General features: G+C 71.0%; 27 protein-coding genes and 3 pseudogenes. 14 read left to right on the top strand and 16 right to left on the bottom strand.

Annotated elements, in window-relative coordinates; translation table 11 throughout:
• Window positions 1-36: 36 nt before the first annotated feature.
• On the top strand, window positions 37-831 hold the full coding sequence (locus AA23TX_RS16595; RefSeq protein ID WP_155543404.1) for an IclR family transcriptional regulator domain-containing protein: 795 nt from the start codon (window positions 37-39) through the stop codon (window positions 829-831).
• A gap of 14 nt (window positions 832-845) precedes the next feature.
• Here the strand turns inward: AA23TX_RS16595 and AA23TX_RS50180 are convergent, their stop codons facing one another.
• Window positions 846-1040, bottom strand: a complete 195-nt coding sequence (locus AA23TX_RS50180; RefSeq protein ID WP_338422500.1) for a response regulator transcription factor — start codon at window positions 1038-1040, stop codon at window positions 846-848.
• A 728-nt stretch (window positions 1041-1768) separates the two neighbouring features.
• Here AA23TX_RS50180 and AA23TX_RS16585 point away from each other — a divergent pair.
• The 3 genes from AA23TX_RS16585 to AA23TX_RS16575 all read left to right on the top strand — a co-directional run bounded on the left by AA23TX_RS16585 (window position 1769) and on the right by AA23TX_RS16575 (window position 5132).
• The gene (locus AA23TX_RS16585; protein WP_155543402.1) at window positions 1769-3238 is read left to right on the top strand and encodes an alpha/beta hydrolase; all 1470 of its coding nucleotides are present in this window, start codon (window positions 1769-1771) and stop codon (window positions 3236-3238) included.
• Window positions 3239-3315: 77 nt separating this feature from the next.
• The gene (locus AA23TX_RS16580) at window positions 3316-4482 is read left to right on the top strand and encodes a sensor histidine kinase (protein WP_155543401.1); all 1167 of its coding nucleotides are present in this window, start codon (window positions 3316-3318) and stop codon (window positions 4480-4482) included.
• Window positions 4479-5132, top strand: coding sequence for a response regulator (locus AA23TX_RS16575; RefSeq protein WP_155543400.1), 654 nt, complete (start codon window positions 4479-4481; stop codon window positions 5130-5132). Before AA23TX_RS16580 ends, AA23TX_RS16575 begins: the two co-directional genes overlap by 4 nt.
• A 589-nt stretch (window positions 5133-5721) precedes the next feature.
• Here AA23TX_RS16575 and AA23TX_RS16570 read toward each other — a convergent pair.
• Window positions 5722-6582 (bottom strand): LLM class F420-dependent oxidoreductase, encoded by an 861-nt coding sequence (locus AA23TX_RS16570; RefSeq protein WP_155543399.1) that lies wholly within the window; start codon window positions 6580-6582, stop codon window positions 5722-5724.
• 90 nt (window positions 6583-6672) lie between these two features.
• Between AA23TX_RS16570 and AA23TX_RS16565 the strand changes: the two genes are divergently transcribed.
• From AA23TX_RS16565 to AA23TX_RS16555, 3 genes and pseudogenes are all read left to right on the top strand, one after another.
• Entirely contained in the window at window positions 6673-7587 is a 915-nt protein-coding gene (locus AA23TX_RS16565; protein ID WP_155543398.1) for a LysR family transcriptional regulator, read from the top strand.
• Window positions 7588-7699: 112 nt separating this feature from the next.
• Window positions 7700-8441 (top strand): annotated as a pseudogene (locus AA23TX_RS51220) (error-prone DNA polymerase); the annotation flags it as partial.
• Between the two features lie 115 nt (window positions 8442-8556).
• Complete coding sequence (locus AA23TX_RS16555) at window positions 8557-8820, top strand: hypothetical protein (RefSeq protein ID WP_155543397.1); 264 nt, start codon at window positions 8557-8559, stop codon at window positions 8818-8820.
• A gap of 44 nt (window positions 8821-8864) precedes the next feature.
• On the opposite strand, the gene AA23TX_RS16550 is transcribed toward AA23TX_RS16555, so the two are convergent.
• Complete coding sequence (locus AA23TX_RS16550; RefSeq protein WP_155543396.1) at window positions 8865-9254, bottom strand: VOC family protein; 390 nt, start codon at window positions 9252-9254, stop codon at window positions 8865-8867.
• A 286-nt stretch (window positions 9255-9540) separates the two neighbouring features.
• On the opposite strand from AA23TX_RS16550, the gene AA23TX_RS16545 reads away from it, so the two are divergent.
• The 6 genes from AA23TX_RS16545 (at window position 9541) to AA23TX_RS16520 (ending at window position 15916) form a co-directional block, all read left to right on the top strand.
• Window positions 9541-10584 (top strand): LLM class flavin-dependent oxidoreductase, encoded by a 1044-nt coding sequence (locus AA23TX_RS16545; RefSeq protein WP_155543395.1) that lies wholly within the window; start codon window positions 9541-9543, stop codon window positions 10582-10584.
• Window positions 10585-10595: 11 nt separating this feature from the next.
• A complete protein-coding gene (locus tag AA23TX_RS16540) occupies window positions 10596-11714 on the top strand; it encodes an LLM class flavin-dependent oxidoreductase (RefSeq protein WP_155543394.1) in 1119 nt (372 codons plus the stop codon).
• 18 nt (window positions 11715-11732) lie between these two features.
• Complete coding sequence (locus AA23TX_RS16535) at window positions 11733-12905, top strand: LLM class flavin-dependent oxidoreductase (protein ID WP_155543393.1); 1173 nt, start codon at window positions 11733-11735, stop codon at window positions 12903-12905.
• Between the two features lie 9 nt (window positions 12906-12914).
• A complete protein-coding gene (locus tag AA23TX_RS16530; RefSeq protein WP_155543392.1) occupies window positions 12915-14330 on the top strand; it encodes an NtaA/DmoA family FMN-dependent monooxygenase in 1416 nt (471 codons plus the stop codon).
• A 91-nt stretch (window positions 14331-14421) separates the two neighbouring features.
• The gene (locus AA23TX_RS16525; protein ID WP_155543391.1) at window positions 14422-14622 is read left to right on the top strand and encodes a hypothetical protein; all 201 of its coding nucleotides are present in this window, start codon (window positions 14422-14424) and stop codon (window positions 14620-14622) included.
• Between the two features lie 124 nt (window positions 14623-14746).
• A complete protein-coding gene (locus AA23TX_RS16520; protein ID WP_155543390.1) occupies window positions 14747-15916 on the top strand; it encodes a S8 family peptidase in 1170 nt (389 codons plus the stop codon).
• Between the two features lie 54 nt (window positions 15917-15970).
• On the opposite strand, the gene AA23TX_RS16515 is transcribed toward AA23TX_RS16520, so the two are convergent.
• Window positions 15971-16783, bottom strand: a complete 813-nt coding sequence (locus AA23TX_RS16515) for a hypothetical protein (protein WP_155543389.1) — start codon at window positions 16781-16783, stop codon at window positions 15971-15973.
• 166 nt (window positions 16784-16949) lie between these two features.
• A complete protein-coding gene (locus AA23TX_RS16510; RefSeq protein ID WP_155543388.1) occupies window positions 16950-17336 on the bottom strand; it encodes a Dabb family protein in 387 nt (128 codons plus the stop codon).
• 68 nt (window positions 17337-17404) lie between these two features.
• Here AA23TX_RS16510 and AA23TX_RS16505 point away from each other — a divergent pair, with 68 nt between their 5' ends.
• Window positions 17405-18034 (top strand): TetR/AcrR family transcriptional regulator, encoded by a 630-nt coding sequence (locus AA23TX_RS16505; protein WP_155543387.1) that lies wholly within the window; start codon window positions 17405-17407, stop codon window positions 18032-18034.
• A 209-nt stretch (window positions 18035-18243) separates the two neighbouring features.
• On the opposite strand, the gene AA23TX_RS16500 is transcribed toward AA23TX_RS16505, so the two are convergent.
• The 11 genes and pseudogenes from AA23TX_RS16500 to AA23TX_RS16460 form a co-directional block, all read right to left on the bottom strand.
• Window positions 18244-18426: a hypothetical protein gene (locus AA23TX_RS16500; protein ID WP_155543386.1), complete on the bottom strand. Its 183-nt coding sequence runs from the start codon at window positions 18424-18426 to the stop codon at window positions 18244-18246.
• Window positions 18423-19493, bottom strand: coding sequence for a sulfite oxidase (locus AA23TX_RS16495; protein ID WP_230862527.1), 1071 nt, complete (start codon window positions 19491-19493; stop codon window positions 18423-18425). The genes AA23TX_RS16500 and AA23TX_RS16495 overlap by 4 nt, the downstream gene beginning before the upstream one ends.
• A gap of 47 nt (window positions 19494-19540) precedes the next feature.
• Entirely contained in the window at window positions 19541-19666 is a 126-nt protein-coding gene (locus tag AA23TX_RS50735) for a hypothetical protein (RefSeq protein ID WP_277875393.1), read from the bottom strand.
• A gap of 545 nt (window positions 19667-20211) precedes the next feature.
• On the bottom strand, window positions 20212-20523 hold the full coding sequence (locus AA23TX_RS16490) for an ankyrin repeat domain-containing protein (protein WP_155543384.1): 312 nt from the start codon (window positions 20521-20523) through the stop codon (window positions 20212-20214).
• A 188-nt stretch (window positions 20524-20711) separates the two neighbouring features.
• Window positions 20712-21014: pseudogene (locus AA23TX_RS51015) on the bottom strand (ATP-binding protein); the annotation flags it as partial.
• On the bottom strand, window positions 21014-21256 hold the full coding sequence (locus AA23TX_RS50730) for an ATP-binding protein (RefSeq protein WP_277875392.1): 243 nt from the start codon (window positions 21254-21256) through the stop codon (window positions 21014-21016). The gene AA23TX_RS50730 and the pseudogene AA23TX_RS51015, both read right to left, overlap by 1 nt.
• A 105-nt stretch (window positions 21257-21361) precedes the next feature.
• Window positions 21362-21658, bottom strand: a pseudogene (locus AA23TX_RS16480) (IS21 family transposase); the annotation flags it as partial.
• A 273-nt stretch (window positions 21659-21931) separates the two neighbouring features.
• On the bottom strand, window positions 21932-24040 hold the full coding sequence (locus AA23TX_RS16475; RefSeq protein WP_155543383.1) for a xanthine dehydrogenase family protein molybdopterin-binding subunit: 2109 nt from the start codon (window positions 24038-24040) through the stop codon (window positions 21932-21934).
• Window positions 24037-25032: an FAD binding domain-containing protein gene (locus AA23TX_RS16470; RefSeq protein ID WP_155543382.1), complete on the bottom strand. Its 996-nt coding sequence runs from the start codon at window positions 25030-25032 to the stop codon at window positions 24037-24039. The genes AA23TX_RS16475 and AA23TX_RS16470 overlap by 4 nt, the downstream gene beginning before the upstream one ends.
• On the bottom strand, window positions 25029-25568 hold the full coding sequence (locus tag AA23TX_RS16465) for a (2Fe-2S)-binding protein (protein WP_155543381.1): 540 nt from the start codon (window positions 25566-25568) through the stop codon (window positions 25029-25031). The genes AA23TX_RS16470 and AA23TX_RS16465 overlap by 4 nt, the downstream gene beginning before the upstream one ends.
• Before the next feature lie 174 nt (window positions 25569-25742).
• Window positions 25743-26648, bottom strand: coding sequence for an AraC family transcriptional regulator (locus AA23TX_RS16460; protein WP_155543380.1), 906 nt, complete (start codon window positions 26646-26648; stop codon window positions 25743-25745).
• Between the last annotated feature and the right edge of the window lie 110 nt (window positions 26649-26758).

Below are 26758 nucleotides of genomic sequence, written 5' to 3'. Positions count from 1 at the left end.
ACGGGGTCCCCGGCGCGGGTGCGGAAGGATGGGGCGATGGAGACCGACCGCGACTTCATCCAGAGCATCGAGCGGGGCTTCGCCGTGCTGATGGCGTTCGACGCCGAGCGTGCGAACCCGACGCTCGCCGAGCTGGCGTCCGCGACCGGCCTGTCCCGTCCCGCCGTGCGGCGGATTCTCCTGACGCTGCAACGCCTCGGGTACGTCCGCGGCGACGGCCCGCGCTGGTCGCTGACCCCGCGCGTGCTCAGCATCGGGCAGCACTACTCGGCGTCGCACGGGATGATCGAGACCGCCCAGCCGCGGCTGCTGAGCCTGGCCGAGGAAACCGGCGAATCGGCGTCACTGGCCGCGTTGGACGGCACCGAAGTCGTCTACGTCGCCCGCGTTCCGGTGCGGCGGATCATGAGCATCAACGTCTCGATCGGCACGCGGGTGTCCGCGCACGCGACGTCGATGGGCCGGGTGCTGCTGGCCTGGGCGCCACCGGCGCTGGTGGACGAGGTCGTCAAGGCCGGGCTGCCGCGATTCACCGCGCGGACGATCATCGATGAAGGCGACTTCCGGAAGGCGCTGCGGACCGTCCAGGACCAGGGCTGGTCCCTGGTCGCCGAGGAACTGGAAGAGGGCCTGCTTTCGGTGTCCGCGCCGGTGCGCGACGCGAGCGGCGCGGTGGTGGCGGCGCTGGCGTCGTCCACCTCGAGCGGCCGGTCGGACGTGGAGAAGCTGCGCCGGGAAGTCGTGCCGCTGGTGGTCCGCACGGCGGCGCGGATCAGCGCCGACCTCGGGCACCGCGTCGTGCCCGGCGCCGGCCGCGAAGGGTTTTTCTAGCAGCGAAGCCGGCGTCACGCCGGCGGACGGGCGTGCGCCGCTGTCACCCAGGAAGCGATCTGGGCCCGTGAGGTGAAGTCCAGCTTGCGGAAGATCCTTTCGACGTGCCCGTCGACCGTTCGCGGGGAGATCGTCAGCTCCGCCGCGATCGCCTTGTTGGTGTGACCCCGGGCGATCAACGCCGCGATCTCCGCCTCTCGCGACGTCAACGGCGAACCGGGTGCCGAGGGCCCGCAGCCCGGGGCCGCACCGCTTTCCCGCTCTGGCGGACGACGAGGTCGAGCCCGATCTTCACCGCGTCGGCCAAGGTGACCTGGGCGTGGTCCTGGCGGATCGCCGCGGCCTCCGGCCCGAGCTGCTCGTCGACGTGGCGGGAGTGCGCGAAACCGCTGGCAGGTCGCGAGCCTGCCGAACAGGGTGCACCTCGTGCTCCCGGTCAAGCGACCGGCTCACCTTGCCTACGTCGGGCTCCGCCCATGGCGGACCGGCCTCTCACTCCGCTCCGGCCGGCCGCCAGGTCGCCAGCTGTGCGCGCACCGGACGCCCGCCCATGCAGCGCGCGGAGTAGCACCCAGGCCGGCGCAAGCCGCCCTGTCCTCAACCGATCTCCGTGTCGACGCCATCGCCGGCAGCCGCAGCGGACAAGACCAGCGCCTACGAACTTTTCAACTCACCGCATCGGCTCGCACCCTGGTCATGTCGCTGACCTCCACCCTCGGCATCCGGAACCCTTGGGCCGGAACTCCGATCGAAGCCTCACGCGAAGCTCTCTGACTTCTAGTCCTTTCGGCCGATACCCGGCCACCCCGGAACCATTCGCGCGCCCGATGCGCACGCCGCCGGTCCTGAGCAGAATGAAATTCGCTCACCGTCAGCCGGAATCGTTTGGCAGGCAACGTTCTTGACGCTTTCACGTCGTTTCACGGAGGGGTACCGGATGAGGAAGACGTGGTCCATCGCGCTCGCGATCGGCGTTCTGGGGGCGGGCGCGCTGGCGGGGGTGCCCGCCGGGGCGAGCCCGGCCGGAGTGTCGCCGGGCGGCGTGCGATGGGGCCCCTGTCCAGCTGACGCCACCGCGCCCGGGCTGGAGTGCTCGACGATCAAGGTCCCGCTCGACTACCGCAACCCCGGCGGCACGCAGATCGACCTGGCGATCTCCCGGCTGGCGAGCAAGAACCCGGCGCAGCGCCGCGGGGTGCTGCTGACCAACCCGGGCGGGCCTTCATCCGGGCTGAAGTTCCCGACCGAACTGGTCACCGCGAAGCTGCCGCAGAGTGTGGTGGACAGCTATGACCTGATCGGCTTCGACCCGCGCGGGATCGGGCACAGCACGCCGGTGACCTGCGATCTGACTCCGGAGCAGCAGGCGGTGGGCAACGTCCCGCCCTACGCCCGCAACGCTGCCGACGTGGCGAAGCGGGCCGAGCAGTCGAGGGCGATCGCCCGCCAGTGCGCCACGTCGACGACCGCGTCGATGCTGCCGTACTTCAGCACCGCCGCCGTCGCGCGGGACATGGATCGAATCCGGGCCGCGTTGGGCGAGGAGAAGACGTCCTTCGCCGGCTACTCGTGGGGCACCTATCTCGGCGCGGTGTACACCACGTTGTTCCCCGAGCGCAGCGACCGGATCCTGCTCGACAGCAACCTGCACGCGACCGGCTGGGACTTCGCGAACGACCGGCTCTTCGCCCAGGGCATGGACGACCGCTTCCCGGACTTCGCGAAGTTCGCCGCCGCCCGCGACGACACGTACCACCTGGGCAGCACACCGGCGCAGGTCACCGCGAAGTACTTCGACCTCGCCACGCGACTGGACAAGACGCCAGCGCAGGACGTCGACGGGCCGACCTTCCGGATGCTCACCTACGGTTTCCTCTTCAACGACGTGGCGATGCCGCTGGTGGCCAAGGTGTGGCAGGCACTGGACACCGGCCAGCCGCTCCCGCAACTTCCCGGCGGCGGCGCTCCCTCGGATGTGGACAACCTGATCTCCGGCCGCTACTACCTGGTGTGCAACGACTCCCAGTGGCCGCGGTCAGTCGGCACCTACCAGGCTGCCGTGGCGCTCGACCGGTTGCGTCACCCGATGTTCGGCGCAGCCGGGGCGAACGTCCAGCCTTGCGCGTTCTGGTCGAAGCCGGCCGAGGCGCCGGTGCGCGTCGGGGATCGTGGTCCTTCAAACGTGCTGATGTTGCAGAACCTGCGGGATCCGGCGACCCCGCTGGCAGGCGCCCTGCAGATGCGGCGTGCGCTCGGTGACCGGGCTCGCCTGGTCACCGTCGACGCCGGCGGCCACGGTGTGTACCCCTACGTCGCCAACCCGTGCGCCGACGCGGCGGCGACCGCGTTCCTGACCACGGGAACCCGGCCGGAGCACGACCTCAGCTGCGCGGCGAAATCCCGATGATCGTCGGGGTGCCGGGGTGCCAGGTTGTCCGGCAGCCTTCATGATGATCACCCCGGCACCCCGCAGGAAGGACGGCCGTGCTTCCGACCACCGCGCCGCAGCCGGTCCGCGGCCTCGTGATCACCGAGGTCGTGGTCCTGGCCGGGCTGAACCTCGAACTACTCGTGCGGCGACTGATCGTGCACGCCCCGGCCCCGGCGGGCGAGATCCTCTACTTCGCGGTAGGCGTGGTGATCGGTGGGCTCGCTCTGCTACGGCGGCGGTTCCCCGATCGAACGGCGGCCCTGGCTGCCTCGGCGATCGCGCTTTCGCTGGCCTGCAGCGCGGTCGGCTTCTTCGCGACACCGCTGGCCGACGTCGGCGGCGATCCGGAGGTCGCAGCGTCGATGCTCCTGGTCGGAGCGGCTTGCCACCGGCTGCCACGAGGGTTCGCCGCCGCTCTTGCGGTACTCGGCGGGCTCGCGATGGCGTCTGGGCCGGTGCTGCGGTACGGAGGCACGTCCGCGACGCTGGCCGTCGCGGTCATGTGGGCCTTGCTGTGGGGCTGCAGCGTCATGGTCGGGCTGATCTTGCGTGACGGCGACGCCCGCCGCGCGGCCGCACAGGCAGCCGCGCGCGACCGGGAACGGCTTGAGCTGGCTCGTGAGCTGCACGACCTGGTCGCCCATCACATCACCGGCGTCGTAGTACGCACGCAGGCCGCGGGCGTGATCCTCGCCCGGGGCCCGGAGCAGGAATTGATCAAGGAGATCGAGGAGGCGGGAGCAGCGGCCCTCGGCGCGGTACGACGGCTGGTCATGATGCTGCGCAGCCCCGGGCAAGACACGATCGTTCCCGCGAGCAACCTGGTCGAGACCGTCGAAGCCGCGGTCGCTCACGGCGACAACGTCACAGTGCGGCTCGCGCCGCGGCTGGCCGACCTGGTGGTCACGCCGGAAACCGTGTCGACCGTTCATCGCGTGGTGCTCGAATCACTGACCAACGTCGGCAAGCACGCCCACGACGCCCGACACGTCACCGTCGTAGTCGAACCTGCTGAAGATGGCCGGCACCTACGCGTCGAGGTGTGCAACGACGGGCTCCGCCCGGGCCGGGTGCGCCGCGCACCGGGCGGCTACGGCCTGATCGGGATGGGCGAGCGGATCGCAGCGCTGGATGGCAGGCTGACCGCCGGGCAGCACGGGGATCGCGGCTGGCGGGTCCTCGCCGAATTACCGATGCCCGAAGGGGGAACGTCACGGTGACCCTGCGAGTCCTGCTGGCCGACGACCAGGCCATGGTGCGCACCGGGTTCCGGCTGATCCTGGAGCGGGTGCCTGGCGTCGAGGTGGTCGGCGAGGCCGGCGACGGCCGGCGGGCGGTCCAGCTGGCCCAGGAGCTGCGGCCCGACGTCACGCTCATGGACATCCGCATGCCCGTCCTCGACGGCTTGGATGCCACCCGTCAGCTGGCCGGCCCAGACGTCGAGGATCCGCTGCGCGTCCTGGTCGTCACCACCTTCGACCTCGACGAGCTGGTCCACGAGGCCCTCTGCGCCGGCGCCTGCGGCTTCCTGCTGAAGGACGCCGGCCCAGGTCTGCTGGTCGAGGCGGTGCATGCGGCCGCGAACGGCGAAGCACTCGTCTCGCCGTCGATCACCACTCGGCTGCTCGCCCACTTCACCGCGTCCCCGGCCCGCCGCAACGCCCGCCGCGCCGATCCGCCCCTGAGTCAGCGAGAGCTCGAGGTCACCCAGGCCATCGCCCGGGGCCGAACGAACGCCGAGATCACCGAGCAGCTGATGATCTCGCTGTCGACGGTCAAGACGCACCTCGCCTCGGTCCAGCGCAAGATCGCGGCTCGCAACCGCACCGAAATTGCGGTCTGGGCGTGGGAATCCGGCCTGGTGCGCTAACCCGACAGCATCGTCTGGTTCGGCGCGGCGGATGATCGCCGCCCGCGTCTTGTCCTGGCACGTCGGGCCGACCGGCCAGTGGCTTTCACCCGTTGAGGGCACTCATGCCGCGTCCTCGCGGTGGCACGACGGTTAATGCTGCTAACCCGAGCGATCCGGGGGATGCCGTGACGGCAAAACGACGGCCTCGTGCAGGATCACCGCTGCAGACCTGGTCACCACGTTGAAGGAAGTCGCCGGACGGCCCAGACGGCGACGGTCCACTCGGCTGCGGCCACCATCGCGCCGCACCGCTCCCGCAGTGCGGCGTTCAGCCCGCAATTCCGTTCGGTGGCCCCCACCGGTGGGGTCGCGCTTTGAGTCGAGTCCTGGAACAACAGCGGCTCTTTCGCCGCCGCGCCGTGTCCGGCCCCAGTGGCAACTCCAGCCGTGGGACCACCACGTTGCCAGTCATGGGACCGGCGGCAGAAGCTGGTCCACCGACAGAACATGTTCCAGATCCGCCCGTGGACCGATCATGGCGACGGCGACCCGAACGTCCGGATATGCCGACGCGCGGATGGACTCGGGGGCGAACTCGCCGAGCCGGTCACGGTGAACCCGGACTGTGCGGCAAGCCGGCGTGGTGTTCCAGGAACCGCGCGACCTCCGACGGATCCTCGATCGGCAGCGGGTAGATCACCAGGCGGTCCACTCCAAGCTCGGCGTAGCGCTGCGCAGCACGAGGTTCCACCACCACCGGATCCAGTGGCAGGTAACTGATCTCCAGCTTTCCCAGCCGCTCCGGGCGCTCGACCTCGCTCGCGGCCTGCCGTAGGCCGGCCAGGTGCCGGGGCAGGTCATCGAGCGTGCCGTTGCCGAACCAGCCGTGGCCGCGGGTGATCGCGCGGCGGAAGGCGGCCCGGCTGTGACCACCGATCACGATGCGCGGCCCGCCTCGCCGGGCCGGGCGGGGATGCGCGTCGACGTTCCGGAACGCGACGAACCGGCCCTGGTACGCGGGAGCCGGGTCGGTCCACAACGTCGTCATCGCATCGAGGTATTCATCGGTACGGCGGCCTCGTTCGGACATCGCGACGCCGACCGCGCGCATCTCGGGTTCGAGGTATCCGGCGCCGACGCCGAGCAGCAAGCGGCCACCGCTGAGCACGTCCAGGCTCGCGGCCTGCTTGGCGAGGACAAGCGGGTTGCGTTGCGGCAAGATCACGATCCCGGTCCCGAGCTCCAGCCGCCGGGTGACGGCCGCGACGTAGGACAAGTGGACCAGGGGGTCGAGAATCGGGTCGGTCGGCTCCATCGGCGCCGCCGCCACCCGGGGGCTGGGCAGCACCACATGGTCACCGGCCCACCACGACGAATAGCCGAGATCCTCGGCCAGCCGCGCCAGCTTGACCGTCTCGGCCGGGCCCAGCGTGGCTTTCGCGTTCAGTCCCGACACTCCCAGTTCCATTACCCGTGCCCTCCTGCCGTCGATGATCACTTCCCATCGTCGGACAGCCCGGGACCGGCCGTCCAAGACTTGCGGCTATAGCCTGTGGCTATGGATGTCCACGTCCGGGATCTGCGCTACTTCGTCGCGGTGGCCGAAGAGCTCAGCTTCACCAGGGCAGCCCACCGGCTGTTCATCGCCCAGCCGTCGCTGAGCAAGCAGATCCGCCGGCTGGAAACCTCGTTGCAGGTCGCGCTGTTCGAACGGGACCACCGCGCCGTCGCGCTGACCGCGGCGGGCGCGGCGCTGCTGCCGCAGGCCCAGCGGATCATCGAGCAATGGGCGGTTGCGCAGAGCGCGGTCTTCGACGCGGTCACCGCACAGCACACCACCTTGAAAGTCGGCTTTCACACGAGGATCGGCCGTGGTCTCATCCCCCACGTCACGGCCAGGATGGCGACATCGCTGCCGGGCTGGAAGCTGCTGTTCCGGCAAGTCCCCTGGAGTGACCCCACCGTCGGACTCTCCAGCGGCGAGGTGGACGTGGCCATCGCCTGGCTACCGATCCCGGACGACGGCGAGTACTCGTGGAAGGTCGTCGCCAGCGAGGAGCGCTGGGTGGCCCTGCCCGCCGGTCACCGGCTCGCGCCCCGAACGGTCGTCCCGCTGGGTGAGCTCGCCGACGAGCCCTTCGTCGCGCTCCCCCGCTCGGCAGGACCGCTTCGCGAGTTCTGGCTGGGAAACGACCAGCGCCCGGCACCGGCCCGGGTCGTCGCCGAGGCCGAAACCGCCGAGGAATCCCTCGAAGCCGTCGCCTCCGGACTCGGGGTGGTGCTGCTGTCCGCCGGCAACGCCGAGATCTATCAGCGCGACGACATCGTGTACCGCCCCGTGACCGGGCTCAGCCCGTGCGAACTCGCTGTGGCCTGGCGAGCCAAGGACGACCGCCGCGCCGTGCATGTCGTTGTCGAAGCGTGCACACGATGCCTTTGCGGCGAATCGGGCACCGCCTCTTCCGCCGGGTAGCGAGACCGCCGCTGGCCCCGCCGGCTGCGGCCCACCGTTCAGCGATGGCGGGAACGCGGCGAACCGTCGCAGCCACCCTCGGGCTGGTCGCGCCCGTCGTGGCTGCGGTCCTTACGACCGCCCGGAAGACGCCCCGGTCGCCGACGCTGTCGCCGCGGTCCGCGCCCGGCGGTCGGCCGAGGAGCTGAAAGGGTGGCGGCCGCCCTCGGGCAGGCGTTCCTGCGCTCAGGGATGGAGCAGCGGCGCCGAGGTGGCGTTCGCCCTGCAGCTCGTGGCACCGGATCTGCCGCCGTTCGACGTGCCGGCCGGGGCATGACGAGATGTCGGTCCTAGCCGAACTGACCTGGGCCGGCGCCGCTGCCGAAGCCGTGATTCGGCGGCAAACTCCGCGGTCTGCTACGCGCTCGGGATCTGCCACGCCGACCCGGTGAAATGGAACCTGCTATTCGAGCGCTTCCTGGCCCCGGAGCGGGACGGGCCACCGGACATCGACATCGAATCCGACCGCCGCGAGGAAGCCATCCAATACGTCTACGAGAAGCACAGCCGGTTCCACGCCGCGCAGGTCGCCAACGTCATCACCTAGCGCGCCCCGTCGGCGGTACGGGACGCGGCGAAGGCACTCGGACACTCACCCGGGCAGCAGGACGCCTACGGCAAGTTGGTCGACCGCTGGGACGGCGTCGCCGCGACGAAACAGCAGAGCGCCGGGGAGATCCCCGGCGATGTGCTCGAGCTGGCCGTCGGATCGAGGACTTCCCGCGCCACTCGGCATCCACTCCGGCGGCATGGTGATCTCCAAGCAGCCCGTGTCAGCGATCGTGCCGGTCGAGTGGGCGTCCATGGCCGACCGGTAGATCTTGCAGTGGGACAAGGACGATTGCGCCACCGTCGAGACAGCCTGCTCCGGCGTCTCGTAGAGGAAGGAGTGACCTTCCGCGAGGAGGTCAGAGGTTCCGACGACACTGAATGCGGCCGGCCGCATCAAGGATGCTCGAGGACGGCAAGCCCCAAGGCGTCTGGATCGAGCAGCAGCTCGGTCGCCCGGTCGTCAGTGCCTGGAACGCGCTCGTCCAGACGACACTCGCCGACCACGACGCGGCGATCGTGCGGCGGCAGGCGATTCTGGCGATCATCGAATCCTGGGAACCGGACGCGTCGATCTTCGAGGACATCGTGGCACTCAACCGCGCCGCGCCGGGCACGCACCGGCTCTTCGGCCGGTCCGGGTGACCACCGGCGCCCCAGGGCGATCCGCGTGCCCGCGGAGGTGGGGCTCAGGCGCGTTCCTGCACGAACTTCACACGGTGGCCCTCGGGGTCTCGCACCCAGGAGTACCGCAGCCGCCCGTCCGGCGAGCCGGTCGGGCTCTTCACGGGTGAGCCCCCCGCCTCGAGCGCCCTCCGATGCAGGTCGTCAACGTCGTCGCACCACAACACGACCTCCGTGTTCTCCCCGGGAGTCGTTGCGATGCCGAAGAACTCACTGCCGACGCGGGCCGCGCTGAACCCGATCCGCACGCCCGCGGCCTCCACTTCGATCTGGTGCGGCTCGCCGTGCGAAGGGAAGCGGAACTTCTCGGGCATCCCGAGGCTCCGGAAGAACGCGGCGCAGCGCTCCACGTCATCGCACCACAGGTTCACTTGGACAGCTTCGAAATTCGCCACGCCGTTACGCTATTGCACGAGAGTCACCGGATCCATTCGCGAGCGGATCACCGACGAGGCGGCCGCGGCCGAGCTGCGGGTGCTGCCCGACGCGCGGGAGCTCCCCGCCGCCCCCGAGCTGGTCCGGCCCGACTCGCCCGCCACAAGGACGCCTTCCTCACCACGATCGTCACGTTCGCCGCTGCCTGACCGCTTCGGCGGGCCGCGCCCACATCGTGAACACGAGTGCGGCGCGGCCTCGGCTCGGGCTAGCTGTGGAGTACCGAGCCCGTGAAGTGGAGAACGCGTGAAGTTCTTGCTCATCACCCTCATCACCCACGTCCCCGACGCGGTCACCGGCAGCCTGGCGCCCACCCACGAGCGGCTCCGGGAGGTGGTGGCGAACGCCGAGCTCGCCGAAGAGCTGGGCTTCGACGGCTATGCGGTCGGCGAGCGGCACGAGCGGCCGTTCATCTCGTCGTCGCCGCCCGTGGTCCTGAGCCACATCGCCGCACGGACGTCCCGGATCCGGCTGTTCACCGCCGTCACCACGCTCAGCCTGCTCGACCCGGTGCGCGCGTTCGAGGACTACTCGACCCTCGACAACCTCTCCGGCGGCCGCCTGGAGCTGATCATCGGCAAGGGGAACGGCGCCGCCCAGCGCGAGCTGTTCCACGTCACCCCGGACGACCAGTGGGACCGCAACGCCGAAGGCTACGAGCTGTTCCGGCGGCTGTGGCGCGAGGACAAGGTCACCTGGTCCGGACGCTTCCGGCCGTCGCTCACCGACGCCGAGGTCTGGCCGCGGCCGCTACAGCACCCGATCCGCGTGTGGCACGGCAGCGCGACCAGCCGCGACTCCGTGGAACTCGCCGCGAAGTGGGGCGACCCGCTGTTCTCGGCGAACGTCACCAACCCCGTCGAGCCGTACGCCGAGCTGGTCCGGCACTACCGCGAGAGGTGGGCCCACCACGGCCGCGACCCCGCCGCTGCGCTCGTCGGAGCGGGCACCGCGGGCTTCCACGTCGCCCGCACCACGCAGGAGGCGCTCGAAACCTACCGGCCGATCTTCGAAAGCCGGCTGGCCATGCAGACGCGGCTCGGGCTGGAGCCGGTCTTCCGGACCCTGGACGACTTCGTCGAGCGCAGCTCCGCGCTGATCGGGAGCCCGGCGCAGGTCGTCGACAAGGTACTGCGCTACCAGAAGGAACTCGGGCACCAGGTCATGCACCTGCACGCCGACCGCGACGGGCTCACCGCCCGGCAGCACCGGGACGCGCTCGAGCTGTTCCAGTCCGACGTCGCGCCCGCGCTGCGCCGCGAGATGCCCGCCCCGCCATGGCCCGCCTGAAAGGACCGCTCATGCCCGAAGTCCCGTTGTCCGTCCTCGACCTCGTCCCGGTCAGCTCCGGCGCCACCGCCGCCGACGCCGTCCGCAACACCGTCGATCTCGCGCAGCAGGCCGAACGCTTCGGCTACCGGCGCTACTGGTTCGCCGAACACCACCTCAACCCGGGCGTCGCCGGCGCGTCCCCACCGATCCTCATCGCTCTCGTCGCGGGCGCCACCGAACGCATCCGGCTCGGGTCCGCCGGCGTCCAGCTCGCGCACCGCACCCCGCTGGCCACGGTCGAGGAGTTCGGCCTCATCGACGCGTTGCACCCCGGACGGCTCGACCTCGGACTCGGCCGCAGCGGCAAGCAACTCGTCCGCGAATACGCCGCGGCGGCCGCGCGGCCGGTAGTGCCCGCCCAGACGGTCAACGGCCTGCTGATCCCACCGAAACCCGACTTCAGCGGCCTGGCACGCTCATCCCGCCTCGGGCTGACGTTCGGGCTCCTGCAGCAGCCCGGCGCCGAGTCCCCCGACTACGGCGAGCAGGTCGACGACATCCTCGCCCTGCTCCACGGCACCTACCGCTCCGCCGACGGACTCGAGGCCCACGCCGTGCCCGGCGAAGGCACGCGGCCGCAGATCTGGATCCTCGGCAGCAGCGGCGGGCAGAGCGCGTCCGTGGCCGGGCGCAACTCCCTGCGGTTCGCCGCGAACTACCACGTCAGCCCGTCGAGCGTGCTCGAAGCCGTCGACGCGTACCGGGCGGCGTTCCAGCCGTCGGACGCGCTTCCGAAGCCGTACGTCGCTGTGTCGGCCGACGTCGTCGTCGCCGAAGACGACGCCACGGCCCGGAAACTGGCGTCCGGCTACGGCTCGTGGGTGCGCAGCATCCGCCGCGCCGAGGGCGCGATCCCCTTCCCCGCGCCGGAAGAAGCCGCCACGCACGAGTGGACGGACGAAGACCGGGCACTGGTCGCCGACCGCGTCGGCACCCAGTTCGCCGGCTCGCCGGCCACGGTCACCACCCGGCTGCGACAGCTGCAGGAAGCGACCGGCGCGGACGAACTCGTCATCACGACCATCACCCACGACCACGCCGACCGGGTGCGGTCCTACGAACTGCTCGCCGAACACTGGAACCGCTGACGCGAAGGGAGAAGCGCGATGACGCTGCACCTGGCCGTCGCCCTCGACGGTGCGGGCTGGCACCCGGCCGCCTGGCGGGACCCGGACGCCCGGCCCGCCGAGCTGTTCACCGCCGGCTACTGGACCGACCTCGTCGTCGAAGCCGAGCGGGGCCTGCTCGATTTCGTGACCATCGAAGACTCGCTCGCCCTGCAGTCCAGCCGGCTCGACGGGCCCGACGAGCGCACCGACGAAGTCCGCGGCCGGCTGGACGCGGTCCTGGTCGCCGCCCGCGTCGCGCCGCGCACCCGGCACATCGGGCTGGTCCCGACCGCCGTGGTCACCCACACCGAGCCGTTCCACCTGAGCAAGGCGATCGCCACGCTCGACTACGTCAGCACCGGGCGCGCCGGGGTCCGCGTGCGCGTGTCGGGCAGCCGAAGCGAAGCCGCGCACTTCGGCCGCCGCGAGTTCCCCGAATTCCGGCTGCCCGCGCCCGGGGACTTCCCCGCGCACTTCGTGGACCTCTTCGACGAAGCCGCGGACTACGTCGAAGTGCTGCGAAGGCTCTGGGACAGCTGGGAGGACGACGCGGTGATCCGGGACGTCGCGACCAGCCGGTTCCTCGACCGTCACAAGCTGCACTACATCGACTTCGAGGGCCGCTGGTTCTCGGTCAAGGGCCCGGCCATCACGCCACGGCCACCGCAGGGCCAGCCGTTGGTGACCGCGCTCGCGCACGCGACGGTCCCCTACCGCCTCGCGGCCCGCGCCGCCGACGTCGTCTACGTGACGCCGCACGACCGCGAGCACGCCGAGGTGATCGTCGGCGAGGTCCGCGCCGAGCAGGAAACCGCCGGGCGGACGCAAGACCCGCTGCACGTCTTCGCCGATCTCGTCGTCTTCCTCGGGGACGACGCGGCCGAGCGGAAAGCCCGGCTGGACGACCTGGCCGGTGCCGAATACCAGTCCGACGCCGACGTCTTCGTGGGGACACCCACGCAACTGGCCGATCGGCTCCTCGACTGGCACGAGGCCGGGCTCTCCGGCTTCCGGTTGCACCCCGGCGCGGTGCCGCACGACCTCACCGCGATCAGTCGCGGCCTGGTCCCGGAACTGCAGCGGCGCGGTGCCTTCCGCCGCGAGTACGAGGCCTCGACCCTGCGCGGCCTGCTCGGGCTCGCCCGCCCCGTGAACCGCTACGCCGCCTGAGGAGCCCCGATGACCAAGCCTCGCAAGCAGATCCACCTGGCGGCGGCCTTCCCCGGCGTGAACAACACGACGGTCTGGAGCCACCCCGACGCCGGCAGCCAGATCGAGTTCGGCTCCTTCGCCCACCTCGCCCGGACCGCCGAAGCCGCCAAGTTCGACTTCTTCTTCCTCGCCGAGGGGTTGCGGCTGCGCGAGCAGCACGGCGAGATCTACGACCTCGACGTCGTCGGCCGGCCGGACACCTTCACCGTGCTCGCCGCGTTGGCCGCGGTCACCGATCGGCTCGGGCTGGCGGGCACGATCAACTCGACGTTCACCGAGCCGTACGAGGTGGCCCGGCAGTTCGCGAGCCTGGACCACCTCTCCGCCGGGCGCGCGGCGTGGAACGTCGTCACGTCGTGGGACGCCTTCACCGGCGAGAACTTCCGGCGCGGCGGGTTCCTGCCGAAGGAGCAGCGCTACGAGCGCGCCCGGCAGTTCCTCGACGCGGCCGGGAAACTCTTCGACTCCTGGCAGGGAGACGAGATCGTCGCGGACCGCGAGTCCGGTGTCTTCCTGTCCGATCCCCGGGCCGGCGAGTTCGAGCACCGCGACGCCCAGTTCGCGATCTCCGGCAGGTTCACGGTGCCCCGCGGTCCGCAGGGGCGGCCGGTGATCATCCAGGCGGGCGACTCCGAAGAAGGGCGTGAGTTCGCGGCGGCGGCCGCGGACGCGATCTTCAGCCGATACGCCGATCTCGAAGCGGGACAAGCATTCTACGCCGACGTCAAAGGCCGGCTGGCCCGGCACGGGCGGTCGCCGGACCAGCTCGTCGTGCTGCCCGCGGCGACCTTCGTGCTCGCCGACACCGACGCCGAAGCCGCCGAACTGGCTCACGAGGTCCGCCGCGCCCAGGTCAGCGGGCCGACCGCGATCCGGCTACTGGAACAGCTGTGGAACCGCGACCTGTCGGCCTACGACCCGGATGGCCCGCTGCCCGATGTCGATCCGCACCTCGGCGACACGATCGCGCCCGGCCGGGCCAGCGTCCGGCAGTACCGCGACCCGCTCGGCACCGCCCGCGACTGGCGCGACCGGGCGGCGGCCGGAAAGCTGTCCATCCGCGAGCTGATCATCGAGGTCACCGGCCGTCACACCTTCGTCGGCTCACCGTCGACGGTCGCCACGACGATCGACGACCTCGTGCAGGCCGACGGCTTCATCCTCGCGCCCTACGTCACCCCGGGCGGCCTGGACGAGTTCGCGGCGAAAGTCGTTCCGCTGCTCCAGGAACGGGGTGTGTTCCGGACCGAATACACCGGCACGACCCTGCGCGAGCACCTCGGGATCGGACCGGCGGCGGTCACCGCGGCAACGGCAGCAGCCGAGCCGCCGAGCCAGGTCGCGCCCGCCCCGGCGGCTCCGAACCGGCCTGGCGCCGTATAGAGGTCGTCGTCGGACACGTCACCTCGCGCGGCCAGGTTCAGCAACCGGCGCCGTCCGGTCGCGGCGGACCCAGTCGACGTCACGCACGACCGTGCCCCGCGCCATCGCGTCCACTTCGGACTCCGCGGCGGACCACGCCGACACGGGGATCTTCACCGGGTGGCGCGACGAGCACGGGCTCGGCGGCGTCCGGCTCCGGCCGGCGGTCCTGCCCGAGGACGCCGAGCGCGTCATCTGCGACGTCGTCCCGCTGGTCGCCGGTAGTCCACCTCGCGGGAACATCCTTTCGTAGGGGCGGCAACCACTCGGCGGGCCAACGCAAACCGGCGCAAAACCGCAAAAAACCGCGCCTGCCGAGAAAACGGCCGCCGCCTTAACTTCGTCCTCGGAGAGTCCCCTTCCCCGAGGAGCACGAAATGCGCGCAGCGAGATTCACCGGAGCCGCGGTCGTCGTGGCGGCGGCTGTCGTCTTCACCGGCGTCACCCCCGCCCAGGCCGCGGAAGGCGTCGTGCTCGGCGCCGCCGACGCCGGAGCGGTCAAGGACAGCTACATCGTAGTGTTGAAAGACAGCGCGAAGAACACTGACAGCGGCTCACTGGCCCGCCGCTACGACGGCACAGTGAGCCGGGTCTACACGCGGAACCTCGCCGGGTTCTCCGTGCGCCTGGACGAAAAGCACGCCAAGCGCCTCGCCGCGGACAGCGCCGTCGCCTTCGTCGAGCAGGACAAGACCGTGCGCGCCGACGCCGTCCAGCAGAACCCGCCGTCGTGGGGCCTGGACCGGGTCGACCAGCGGAACCTGCCGCTGAACAACCAGTACACCTACAGCACCACGGCGTCGAACGTGAACGTCTACGTGCTCGACACAGGCATCCGCGCGACCCACCAGACCTTCGGCGGCCGCGTGCACCAGGGCTACGACTTCGTCGACAACGACACGAACGCCGACGACGGCTACGGGCACGGAACGCACGTCGCCGCGACGATCGCCGGCTCGCAGTACGGCGTCGCGAAGGGCGCCCAGCTGTACCCCGTGCGGGTGCTCGGTTCCGACGGCAGCGGGACGACCTCGGGCGTGATCGCCGGCGTCAACTGGATCACCGCCAACGCGAAGAAGCCGGCGGTGGCCAACGCCAGCCTCGGCGGCGGGGTCTCGACCGCGCTCGACACCGCGGTCCGGAACTCGATCAGCTCCGGGGTCACGTGGGCGGTCGCGGCGGGCAACTCCAACGCCAACGCCTCGACGTCCTCGCCCGCCCGGGTCGCCGAGGCCATCACGGTCGCCGCCGCGGACAAGACCGACACCCGCGCGTCGTTCTCCAACTACGGCACCGGCGTCGACCTGTTCGCCCCCGGCGTCGGCATCACCTCGGCGTGGAACACGAACGACACGGCGACCTACACGGGCAACGGCACGTCGTTCGCGTCGCCGCACGTCGCCGGCGCGGCGGCGATCTACCTCGCGACCCACACCACGGCCTCCGCGGCCCAGGTGAGCCAGGCGCTGGTGACCGCGGCCACGCCCAACCTGGTGAAGAACCCGGGCAGCGGCACCCCGAACCGCACGCTCTACATCGCTCCCTGACGCCGGACCGGAAAGGAGAGCGGGCCCTGGCGCGTGCCGGGGCCCCGCTCGTTTTCACGACTCCCAGCGGATTCCGATGCGCCCGACCGCGTCGGCCTCGGCGACGTGCACGGTCCCGCCGGAATCCGGGCTCAGCTCGCGCCCCGGCCCGGCGTCGCGCATCCGCACGCACAGCGCCGGCAGCACGGCGAACCGGGCTTCGAGGAGGTAGTCGCGGACCGGCCGCTCGAGGGTGCGCACGAACCGCCGGGCCGCCGGGCGGGCCGGGAACATCGCGCGGTACTCGACGATGACCGACTCCCCCGGTGCCGGTGCGGCGTCCAGCACGAGGTCGGCGGTCAGCCGGCTGCGGTCCAGATCGTGCTCGACGCCGGCGACCCGGCAGTTGCGGTCGGCGAGGATCTTCGGGGTCACCCCCGGTTCGAGGTCCCAGCGCACCGGCCAGCGCTCGAGTCCCGTCCCGCCGGCGCGCAGCACGACCCGCGCGTGGACGGCGGAAAGCCGGCCGTGGTCGTCGATGTCCGCGCGGTCGTGCTGGCTCACCGCGACCAGGTGCCCGGGCGGCTGTGTCCGGCCACGCGGTTTCGGTGGTCCCAGCAGCGCGCCGAAGGAGCCGGCGGGCAGCTCCAGCAGTTGCTCCAAGCCGGCGAGGACGCGCAGCGATTCCGCGCGTTCCGGGCGGCGGCGCCCGGACTGCCACAGGCTCAGCGTCGGCACGCTGACCGACAGCCCGCGCCGCGCGAGGCGGTGGCGGACACGGTCCAGGGACAGCCCGCTCTCGGTGATGGCCGCGCGGAGCGCAGCCGGGAACGGGCCGTCCGAGAGCAGTCGCTCGAGATCGGCCGAACGGTCGGCGGTGCGGCGCATGGGCACTCCTCGGGAGGGGATCGGTCGCTCGGATACGTTCAGCGACAACAGATCCCGTTCACCCGCACCGTCGGACACGGTCGCGTGACTTCCCGTCCGGTTATCATGCACCGAAAGTAAGAACGCGTGCGTGAAGTGTCAACGATGTCCGAATCATGAACCGGTTTCAGGCGGGGATGGCTTTCAGCTGCCGCTCCCAGTCCGGGTACTTCTCGAGCTTCGCGCGGACCAGCTCGCCCATCTTCGCGCCGGTTTCCGGGTCGGCGTCGTCGGTGAACCGCACCGCCGAAAGCCGCGCCAGGCTCGGCAGGATGACGTCGTCCCCGGCGAGGTGCACGGGATCGTGGAGGTACCGCTCCAGAGCCGCGATGTCCGCGACGCCGACGCAGTACGCGTGCGTGTACCCCTCGGCCGGGTCGCCGAGGTCCCGGCCGACCGTGCCGAACGCGGCCGACTCGACCCCGGCCGTCCGGCGCATGGCGGCGAGCACGGCGTCCCGGCCGGCTTCGGTGACGTCGTCGCGGAAACGGAAGCGAAGCAGGTTGACGATCATGAGGTCCCTCCGGATTGAACTAGCAAGTTCAAGTTAGCGAACCAGTGAGTCAGTTGTAAACTCCGTCCATGACCACCACCCGCGGCCGGATCGACAAACGGGAGGCGATCCTCGCCGCCGCCTTCGCCGTCTTCGCCCGGACCGGCTACGACGCGGCGGGCGTCCAGGAGATCGCGGCCGAAGCCGGCGTCGCGAAACCCACGGTGTACAACCACTTCCGGGACAAGGAAACCCTCTTCCGCGCCGCTCTCGCCGCCGCGGCCGAGCGAGTCGCGGCAGCCAACCTCGCCGCGGTGGAGCGCATCACCCCCGACGGCGACCCGCACCGGACGCTCACCCGCGCGGCCCGGGCACTGGCCCGCCGCTGCTGCGACGAGGAGTCCCGTGCGTTGCGCGCGCTGACCTACGCCCAGCTGGGCCGGTTCCCCGAACTGCTGACCGAGGTCTACGCCGTCACCGCGGGCCGGCTGGCCGGGACGCTCGCGGACCGCCTGGCCCGGCTGATCGTCGCCGGCCGGCTCCGCCACGACGACCCCGCATTGATCGCCGAGCAGTTCCTGGCCCTGCTGACCGGTCCGCTCGAAGCCCGCTCCCGCCTCGGCACCCGGCACCTGACCGCCGCGGAAGTCGACGCCGTCGCGGACCACGCGGCCGCGACGGTCCTGTGGGCGTTCGGCACCGGAGTCGGCGAGCGGTGATCTCCGCGGCGCCACCACGTGATCGGCGACTACCGCACGGACTCCGCGGGAGCGGCCGAGGTCGTCCGGGAGATCGACGCCGGGGCGACTCAGGCCGCCATCGAGTGTCCCGCCCCGGTCAGCACGGCGTCCGTTCCAGGTCCTGGACACCATTGCGTTCGAGTACGCGGGGCGGTCCACTCGGCGCACACTTTCGCCCAGGTGACCGTTCAGCCCGAGACGATCCGCCGGAAGGTTTCCCGTTCCCGGCGCGACAGCGGCACCCGCGGGACGTCGGCCACCGGCCGTGGCACCGGCACCGCCAGCCCGGGTTCGAACGGTGGGGCCGGCAGTACCAGCACCCGGCCGAAGCCCGTCAACGCCCGGGCGAGCGCGCGAATCATCCGCTTCACGGCGCGCTGCCGACCGTGACCGGGTGCCGGACGACCGCGCCGAACAGGTAGCCCTGCGTGTTGTACGGCGCGACGTCCGGCTGCCGCACCCCGGTGACGTCCGTGGCGCGCGCCCGCAGCGTGTACGCCCCCGCCGCCCGGGGGCGCCACGGGAACTCCCACTGCAGCCAGCCGCGGTCGAGTGCCGGGCTGATCGGCTTCGCGGGCTTCCAGCTGACGCCGTCCGTGCTCACCTCGACCCGGCGGATCCGGCCGTGGCCCGACCAGGAGCGGCCGCGCAGTACGTGCCGCTGCCCGGCCGCCAGCGTCGCGCCCCACGGGAGCTCGAACGCGCTCTTCACCACCTGCTCGGTGACCAGCGTGCCTTCGGCCGGGTAGTCCGCCCCCAGCAACCGGTAGAACTGCGTGCTCCACGGCGACACCAGCGGCGTCGCCGACACCTCGATCCGGCCCAGCCACTTGATCGACGAGATCCCGGCCCACGACGGCACCACGAGCCGCACCGGGAAACCGTGGTCGGGCGGCAGCGGCCGCCCGTTCATCTCGTACGCCAGCAGGACGTCCTGCAGTGCCTTGGCCACCGGCAGAGGCCGCCGCACCTTGCCCAGGTTCACCCCGCCCGCCACGTAGTCCGGGTCGAGTCCTTCGGGGAGCACGTCCACGGCATGGCGGGACAGCCCGGCCCGGGCGAGCACGGTCGCGAGCCGCACGCCGCGCCAGCGCGCCACGCCGACCGCGCCGAGCTTCCACGCCGTCCCGCTGACGGTCTGGCCCTGCTGGCTGGTGAAGAAGCTCCGCCCGTTGCCGGCGCACTCGATGAACGCGGTGATCGTCTCCGACGGCAGGGCGCGCAGATCCTGGTAGGTGAATTCGACCGGCCCGCCGCGCAGCCCCGAACCGAACAGCTGCAGCCGCCAGGTGGCGGCGTCGAGCACCGGGGTCGAGGTGTGGTCGCGGACGAAGAACCGGTCGACCGGCGTCAGGTAGCCCTGCCCGTTCATCGCTTCCCAGCGCGTCTCGGCGTTGCTGCCGTAGACGTCGAACCATTCCGGCGGCAGCGGCTTCACGATCGGCCCCGCCGCCGACGCCGTGCCGGTCGCCGCTCCGGCTGCGATCAGCGCGAGCCCGCCGGCCGCCGCAGCAGGCCCCGCCGGCTCAGCCCCGGCAGGCGTGCCTCCCCCGCCCGCCACTGCGCGAGGCGCACCCGGTCGTAGGCGGTCTCTTCGGTCAACCCCGTCATGCGGGCATTCTCAGGATCCCGTTCCCGGACGGCCAGCACGTCCACACAGCGGAACGAAAGCCTGCAACGGACGGTCGATCGCCGGCCTGCTTCTCCTCCGCTCGGAGCGCACAGCGACGAGCGCATCTCCAACAAGCTGCGCGTGTCGGCTGCGCGGCAGAACTCAGCTCAGGTGAGGAGCCAGCCGGAGGGTGCTCGCGGAAGTACTCCCGATCGCGGCAAACCTGTCAGCGGCGCCGGACCTGACACGATGGAGAACGAATCCGATGCCGACATCTTCGAAACAGCAATCAGCTTCAGCTGCCGTCAGCCTGTCTTCGAGTACCCGGCACCACGAGCCCGCACCGGAGACACCCGCGCACCACGCCACGGGCGAACCCGACCACTCTCCTCGAACACCTGTTCGGAGGATGCGAGAGTGACGCCTAGTTTTGGCTGTGTGAGTTGACCGCAGATGTTTGTCGGTTATGACCGCACTCGCGAGTGGAGTCATGATCAATGTCGGCGAGAAGTGACCGCGCTCGAGAGTGCCCGGGCAGCTGGTGTCAGCGGTTGATCCAACTGCGCATGATTTCGGTGGCGAGCCAGTGCCCGCGGATTTCTGCTTCCTCGACGACCGGCATGCCGTTGCAGCGTCGGAGTGGGTCGGCTCCGCGTGCGAGTAGGAACGCCGTAGTGTCGGCGTGCAGCGGCTCACCGGTCTGGACGTGACCGTCGTATTCGACATCGATGGCGTGGCGCAGAAGAGTCCAACCGTCCCCGTTGTCGTCCTCGACGTCCTGACCGGCGTCGAGGAGTGCTCGTAGCCGGGGCAGGTCTTCGAACTCGACGGCTTGGTGTGCTGGTGACCAGGACATGTAGCGGGGCCCCTATGAGATCGGTGCTGGTGCTGTCGGACGATATCTGGCCAGGCGACCGAGCCACCTTTCAATCTCGGCGGTCTCAGATCTCGCCGAGCTCTGCCTGGGTGATCGGGACGTCGTCGATAGGTGAGCCGGTCCACGATCGCGGCGCAGAGCCGCGGGTCGGTGAACGTCTTGGTCCAGCCACCGAAGCTTTCGTTGGAAGCGATCGCGACCGAGGCCTTCTCCTCGCGTTCGGTGAGGACCTGGAAGAAGAGTTCGGCGCCGCGGCGGTCGAGTTCCATGTATCCCAGCTCGTCGATGCAGAGCAGGTCGACGCGGCCGTAGCGGGCGATGGTCTTGGCGAGCACGATGTCGTCGGCGGCCCCGACCAGCTCGTTGACCAGCTTGGTGGCCAGGGTGCAGCGGACCCGGAACCCGTTCATGGCGGCCTCGGTGCCAGTGCGATCAGCAGGTGTGATTTGCCGGTACCGGGAGTCGCCGATCAGGCAGAGCGGCAGGCCCTTCTTGACCCATTCGCAGGTGGCGAGGGGGGGTGGATGACGGCCGGGTCGACGTTGGAGTTGGTGTCGAAGTCGAGGGCGCGCAACGACTTCTCCCGCGGGAACGCGGCGGCCTTGATGCGGCGATCGGAGCGACGTCGGGCCCGGTCGTCGCACTCGGCCATGAGCAGCTCGGCGAGAAACCCGCGGTAGGACATCTGCTCGCGGGCGGCCGCATCGGCCATATCGGGAAAACTGGGTGCCGATGGTCGGCAGCCGCAGCAGCCGGCAGGCCTGGTCGACGGCAGCGTTGGCGGCCTGCTCGGTCAGGCCGCGGTGACGTTGAGCAGTCATGGACGTGTCCCTTCCCTGGGGGTTCGGTGGCTGGGCAGCAGCTGGTCGTAGATCGTCACCGATGGCAGCGGCCGGGTGTCGGGCGGCAGGTGCGCCAAGCGCCGTTCGGTCAGTGAGGTCACTGCCGCGGCCGAGACGTCCCGGTTGTGCCGGTGCAGCAGCAGAACCTGGATCAACGCGCGAGTCCCGTCGCGGTCGCCGTGAACCTTGCGCACGGCCGCCCACCAGGCGTCGTGCACCGGGGTGAACTTGCCCGCCGCGCGGGCCTGCTCGAGCGCGGTGGCCCCGGGCAGTAGCCACCCACCGCAAGGGTTCACTGCGGTCAAATCTCGCGAACACCAGCACCCCCACCACACCGGGTGCGGTCAAGCCTCACGAACAACCGCGGTCACAGCACACGAACGAAACCAGACGCCGGTCTGTCAATTCACGCCGCCCGACGTCACTCACTCAGGCGGAGGGGCACAGTCGGTCCTGGACTGCGAGCACTGGAATCCGGATGCGTTCAGTGCATTGCCGCTCGATCCCTGACAAAGGCGGGTCGCGGTGCCGACGGCCGCCAGCTCTCACACCGGGCGAAGTTCGCCTGCGACGGCGGTGTTCTGCTCCAGCACGCGGTCGAGGCGGATCGGGAGGATCCGCTGACGAGTGCCGGTCGCGTGCCACACGGCGTTGGCGATCGCCGCCGCGGTGCCTGCCGTGCCGATCTCGCCGAGGCCGTTGAAGCCCGACGGGTCCTGGGGCTCGTAGTCCGGCACGAAATCGGCCTCGATGTCGGGCACGTCGGCGTGCGCGGCGATGTGGTAGCCCGCCCAGTCGCCGTTCGCCAGCCGACCGGTGCGGGGATCTCGCACATTCTCTTCGTGCAGGGCCATGGACAGCCCCATGATCATCCCGCCGACCACCTGGCTGCGGGCCAGCAGCGGGTTGATCACCCGGCCCACGGCGAACATGCCGAGCAGCCGGCGAACCCGGACCTCGCCGGTGGCCGGGTCGACGGTCACCTCCGCGAAGACGGCGCTGTAGGTCTGGCGTTCCCGGTCCGGCTGGAAATCGATCATCGTGGTGGTGTCGACCGTCGCGGTCACCGGCCGGACGGGATCAGCGAGGCTCTCCCGCAGCTTCTTGGCGGCCTCGGTGATGGCGAAGGACCAGGACGTCGTGCCGCGGGAACCACCCGCGCCCCACGCCATGCCGAGATCGCTGTCCCCGATCCGGAGGCGGATCCGCTCGGTGCCGGCGCCCAGCGCGTCGGCGGCGACCGCGGTCAGCGCGGTCCGGGCGCCCGTGCCGATGTCGCTCGCCCCGATCGACACCGTGAACGTCCCGTCGGCCTCCGCGGTGATCGAGGCCTGCGACGGGAACACCCCGGCGCTGAACGACGTCGTGGCCATGCCGCTGCCGATCAGCAGCGGGCCCTCGCGCCGGGAGCGGGGTCGCCGGTCGCGCGCCGCCCAGCCGAACCGGCGCGCGCCCTCCCGCATGCAGGAGACCAGGCGGCGCGTGCTGAAGGGCTTTCCCGAGGCGGGCGTGACCGTGGGCTGGTTGCGCAGGCGCAGTTCCAAGGGGTCCATGTCCAGCCGCTCGGCGACCTCGTCGATCGCCGACTCCAGGGCGAACGAACCGGGCGTCGCGCCGGGCCCGCGCATCGAGGCGGGCGGCAGGATGTCCAGCGGCACGGCGGTGAGCTGGGTGCGGATCGCCGGCGCCGAGTACAGGACCTTGGCCTGCTCGGTGCACGCCTCGATGTACTCCGAAAGCGGCGAGACGGCGTAGGCCGCCCGGTGCTGGATGGCCCGCAGGCGGCCGTCGGCGTCCGCGCCGACGGTCATCACCTGGTCCGTTCGAGGCCGCGACGAGGTCGTCTCGAAAACCTGCGCCCGGGTCATGGCGATCCGCACCGGGCGTCCGAACCGCCGGCCGGCCATCGAGGCGAGCACCACCTGCGGGCCGCAGGCACCCTTGCCGCCGAAACCCCCGCCCACGTGCTCGGAACGAACGTGCACCCGTTCCCGGTCGATGGACCACAACGCGGCGAGGACCTCGGACACGCTGAACGCTCCTTGGTTGGAGTCCACGGCATACACGTGGTCGGAGTCCCACCACACGGTCGCGGCGTGCGGCTCCATCGCGCAGTGGCTCTCCTCCGGAGTGCGATAGCGCTCCTCGAGCACGACCGCGGACGCCGCCAGTTCCGCCTTCAGGTCGCCGATGTCCGCCTCCGGTCCGAAGGCGGTCGACGCCGGCCGCGCGGCCAGGTGCTCCAGGCTGAAATCGAGGTCGTGCGGCTCGCCGTCACAGGTCACCCGCACTGCCGCCGCGGCCGCTCTGGCCTGCTCGGGCGTTTCCGCCACCACCAGCGCGAGCGGCCAGCCCGCGTACGGGATCACGTCGTCCTGTAGTAGCTGCAGGCTGCCGTCGGGGCCGAAGTAGTTGCCGGCCTGGGGGTTGAGCCTGGGTGCATCGCGGTGGTCGAGTACTCCGAGCACACCCGGCATACCGAGCGCGGCTGACGTGTCGATGTCGCGGATCCGGCCTCGGGAGAGGGTGGCGGTCACCATCCAGCCGTGGGCCAGGTCCGGCATCGGGATGTCCGCGGCGTAGTGGGCGGCGCCGGTGACCTTGAGCCGGCCCTCGATCCGGGGGCGTGGGGTGCCGACGGCATCCGCGTTCATCGATCCATCTCCGTTCCCGTGAGTTCACCGAGCACGGCCTCGATCAGGTTCCGCGCCAAAGTCACCTTGTACCTGTTGTCGGGCAGGGGATTCGCTTCGCTCAGCGCCTCCTCGGCGCAGGTCCGGAGCCGGTCGGCGGTGGGCCGAGAGCCGTGGAGCAGGGCCTCGGCGGAGCCGGCCCGCCAGGGACGCGACGCCACACCGCCCAGCGCGATGCGCACGTCGTGCACCACGCCGTCGCGGATGTCCAGCGCGGCGGCGATGGAGACGGTGGCGAAGGCGTACGACGCGCGCTCGCGGACCTTGCGGTAACGCGACCGCAGGCCCGCCGCGGACCCCGGCAGGACGACGGCGGTGATCAGCGCGCCGGCCGGCAACGCGGTTTCGCGGTCCGGCCGGTCACCGACCGGCAGGTAGAACCGGGACAACGGGACCTCACCGGGGCCGTCGAGCGCCTCGTAGCGCACGACCGCGTCCAACGCGGCGAGCGCCACCGCCATGTCCGAGGGATGGGTCGCCACGCAGTGCTCGGAGTGGCCCAGTACCGCGTGGTTGTGGTGCACGCCCCCGAGCGCGGCACATCCACTGCCGGGCACCCGCTTGTTGCACGGCTGGGAGAGATCGGCGAAGTAACCGCAACGGGTTCGCTGCAGGAGGTTGCCACCCACCGTGGCCATGTTCCGCAGCTGACCGGACGCACCCGCGAGGACGGCCTGGGTCACCGCCGGGAACCGGCGCCGCACCTCCGGATGCGCGGCCATGTCGCTGTTGGTCGTGGTCGCACCGATGACCAGCCCGCCGTCCGGTGTTTCGCTGACACCGTCGAGCGGCAGCCGTCGTACGTCCACCAGCCGGGTCGGCTCCTCGACTCCGCACTTCATCAGGTCGACGAGATTCGTGCCCCCACCCAGGTACCGGGTGCCGGCATCGTCGGCGACGGCGGTGAGCGCGTCGCGGACCTGTGCCACACGCTGATAGGCGAACTCCCTCACAGCGCACCTCCCTCGCGTGCCGCGGTTTCGAGCACCGCGCGCACGATCGACGGGTATGCCCCGCAGCGGCACAGGTTCCCGCTCATCCGCTCGCGCACCTCGGCCTCGTCCAGTTCCGGCGCGCGGTCCGGTGCGTCGCCGGCGGTGACGGCGCTCGGCCGGCCTTCGGCGTGTTCGGCGAGCATCCCGACTGCCGAGCAGATCTGCCCGGGTGTGCAGAAGCCGCACTGGAAACCGTCCAGGCGCACGAACGCCTCTTGGATCGGCCGCAGCTCGCCCTCGGTGGCCAGTCCTTCGACGGTCGTGACCGAGGTGGCGTCGGCGGCGACCGCGAGGGTGAGACAGGAGAGCACCCGGCGGCCGTCGCAGAGCACCGTGCAGGCGCCGCACTGCCCCTGGTCGCACCCCTTCTTGGGGCCGGTGAGGCCGAGGTCCTCCCGCAGCGCGTCGAGCAGCGTCCTGCGGTTGTCCACGGAGAGCCGGTGGGTCGTCTCGTTGACTCGCAGCGATATCTCGCTGCGGGTGTGCTCGGTCATCAGTGTCCTCGTTCCGGGGTCAGGACCCGCTCGACCGTCGTTTGTCGTCGGTCACGAGCCGACCGCGAACCGTCTTCAGGTGCCTCTGTCCGGGGGAGGCTACAGCGAGTCTCCGCAGCGAAACTCGTCTGCAGCGCAACTGAGCAGGATGGGGCAAGAAGTCGCGAGTTCTGGTCAACCGTCGCGAGAGGCACCGGTTCGGACGTTCGCGCCCAGGCGGACCGCGTCCCGGCGCGGCGGGTCACCGAACTGCCTGCGGTACTCGCGGCTGAACTGGGCGGGGCTCTCGTAGCCGACCTGACGGCTGATCCCGGCGATGTCGCCGGGATCGGCGGCGAGCAGCAGCCTGGCTTGCTGCAGGCGGATCTGCTTCTGGTACTGGATGGGGCTCATCGAGGTGACGGCCTGGAAATTGCGGTGGAACGCGGAGACGCTCATGCCCACCCGCTGCGCCACCTCCTCGACGCGGAAGGGCAGCGCGTAGTGGTCGCGGATCCACTGGACGGCCCTGGCGATGTGGCTGAGGCTGCTGTCGGGCAGGCCGAACTGGCGCAGGATGCCGCTCTGCTCACCGGTGAGCAGCCGCCAGATGATCTCCCGCTTGATCAGGGGCGCGAGCATCGGGATGTCGCGGGGCGAGTCGAGCAGCCGCAGGAGGCGGACAACGGCATCGAGCAGTTCGGCGGAGGCGGTGCTGACGGCCAGACCGGCCGGCGCGCCGGGGGCGAGGTCCGGCAGGTCCCCGGCATCCGCGGCCAGCAGCACTTCGGCGACGGCGGCCGGCGGCAGGTCCAGGCCGAAGCCGAGCGCGGGTTCCCGCGGGTCGGCTCGGACGAACTGCGCGGTCACCGGCAGATCAACCGAGGCGACGACGTATTGGCCGGCGCGGTATTCGTACAGGCGGTCGCCCAGCGCGAACCGTTTGGTGCCTTGGGCGACGAGTGCCAGCACCTGGCCATAGGTGGTCGGCGTCGGCGGGCCGGGTCGATCGGCGCGGAAGATGCGCACGGCATCGATGTCCGTGCCCAGATCGGGCCGGGCATGCCGGGCCAGCAAGGCGCGCAGCTCGTCGAGCGACATGGCCGTCATTGAAGCACTGCACAACCCGGAGCCCCCGAACCCGGGGAGCAGCAGAGGCGGTTCGGCGGAGACGGACCGCGGTCTTGAATCCGGTCGGTTCTCACCGGGCG

The sequence above is a fragment of the Amycolatopsis camponoti genome (assembly GCF_902497555.1).
Classification (GTDB): Bacteria; Actinomycetota; Actinomycetes; order Mycobacteriales; family Pseudonocardiaceae; genus Amycolatopsis; species Amycolatopsis camponoti.
Note: the sequence above shows the minus strand (reverse complement) of the source record. Positions and strands in the feature narration are given on the sequence as shown.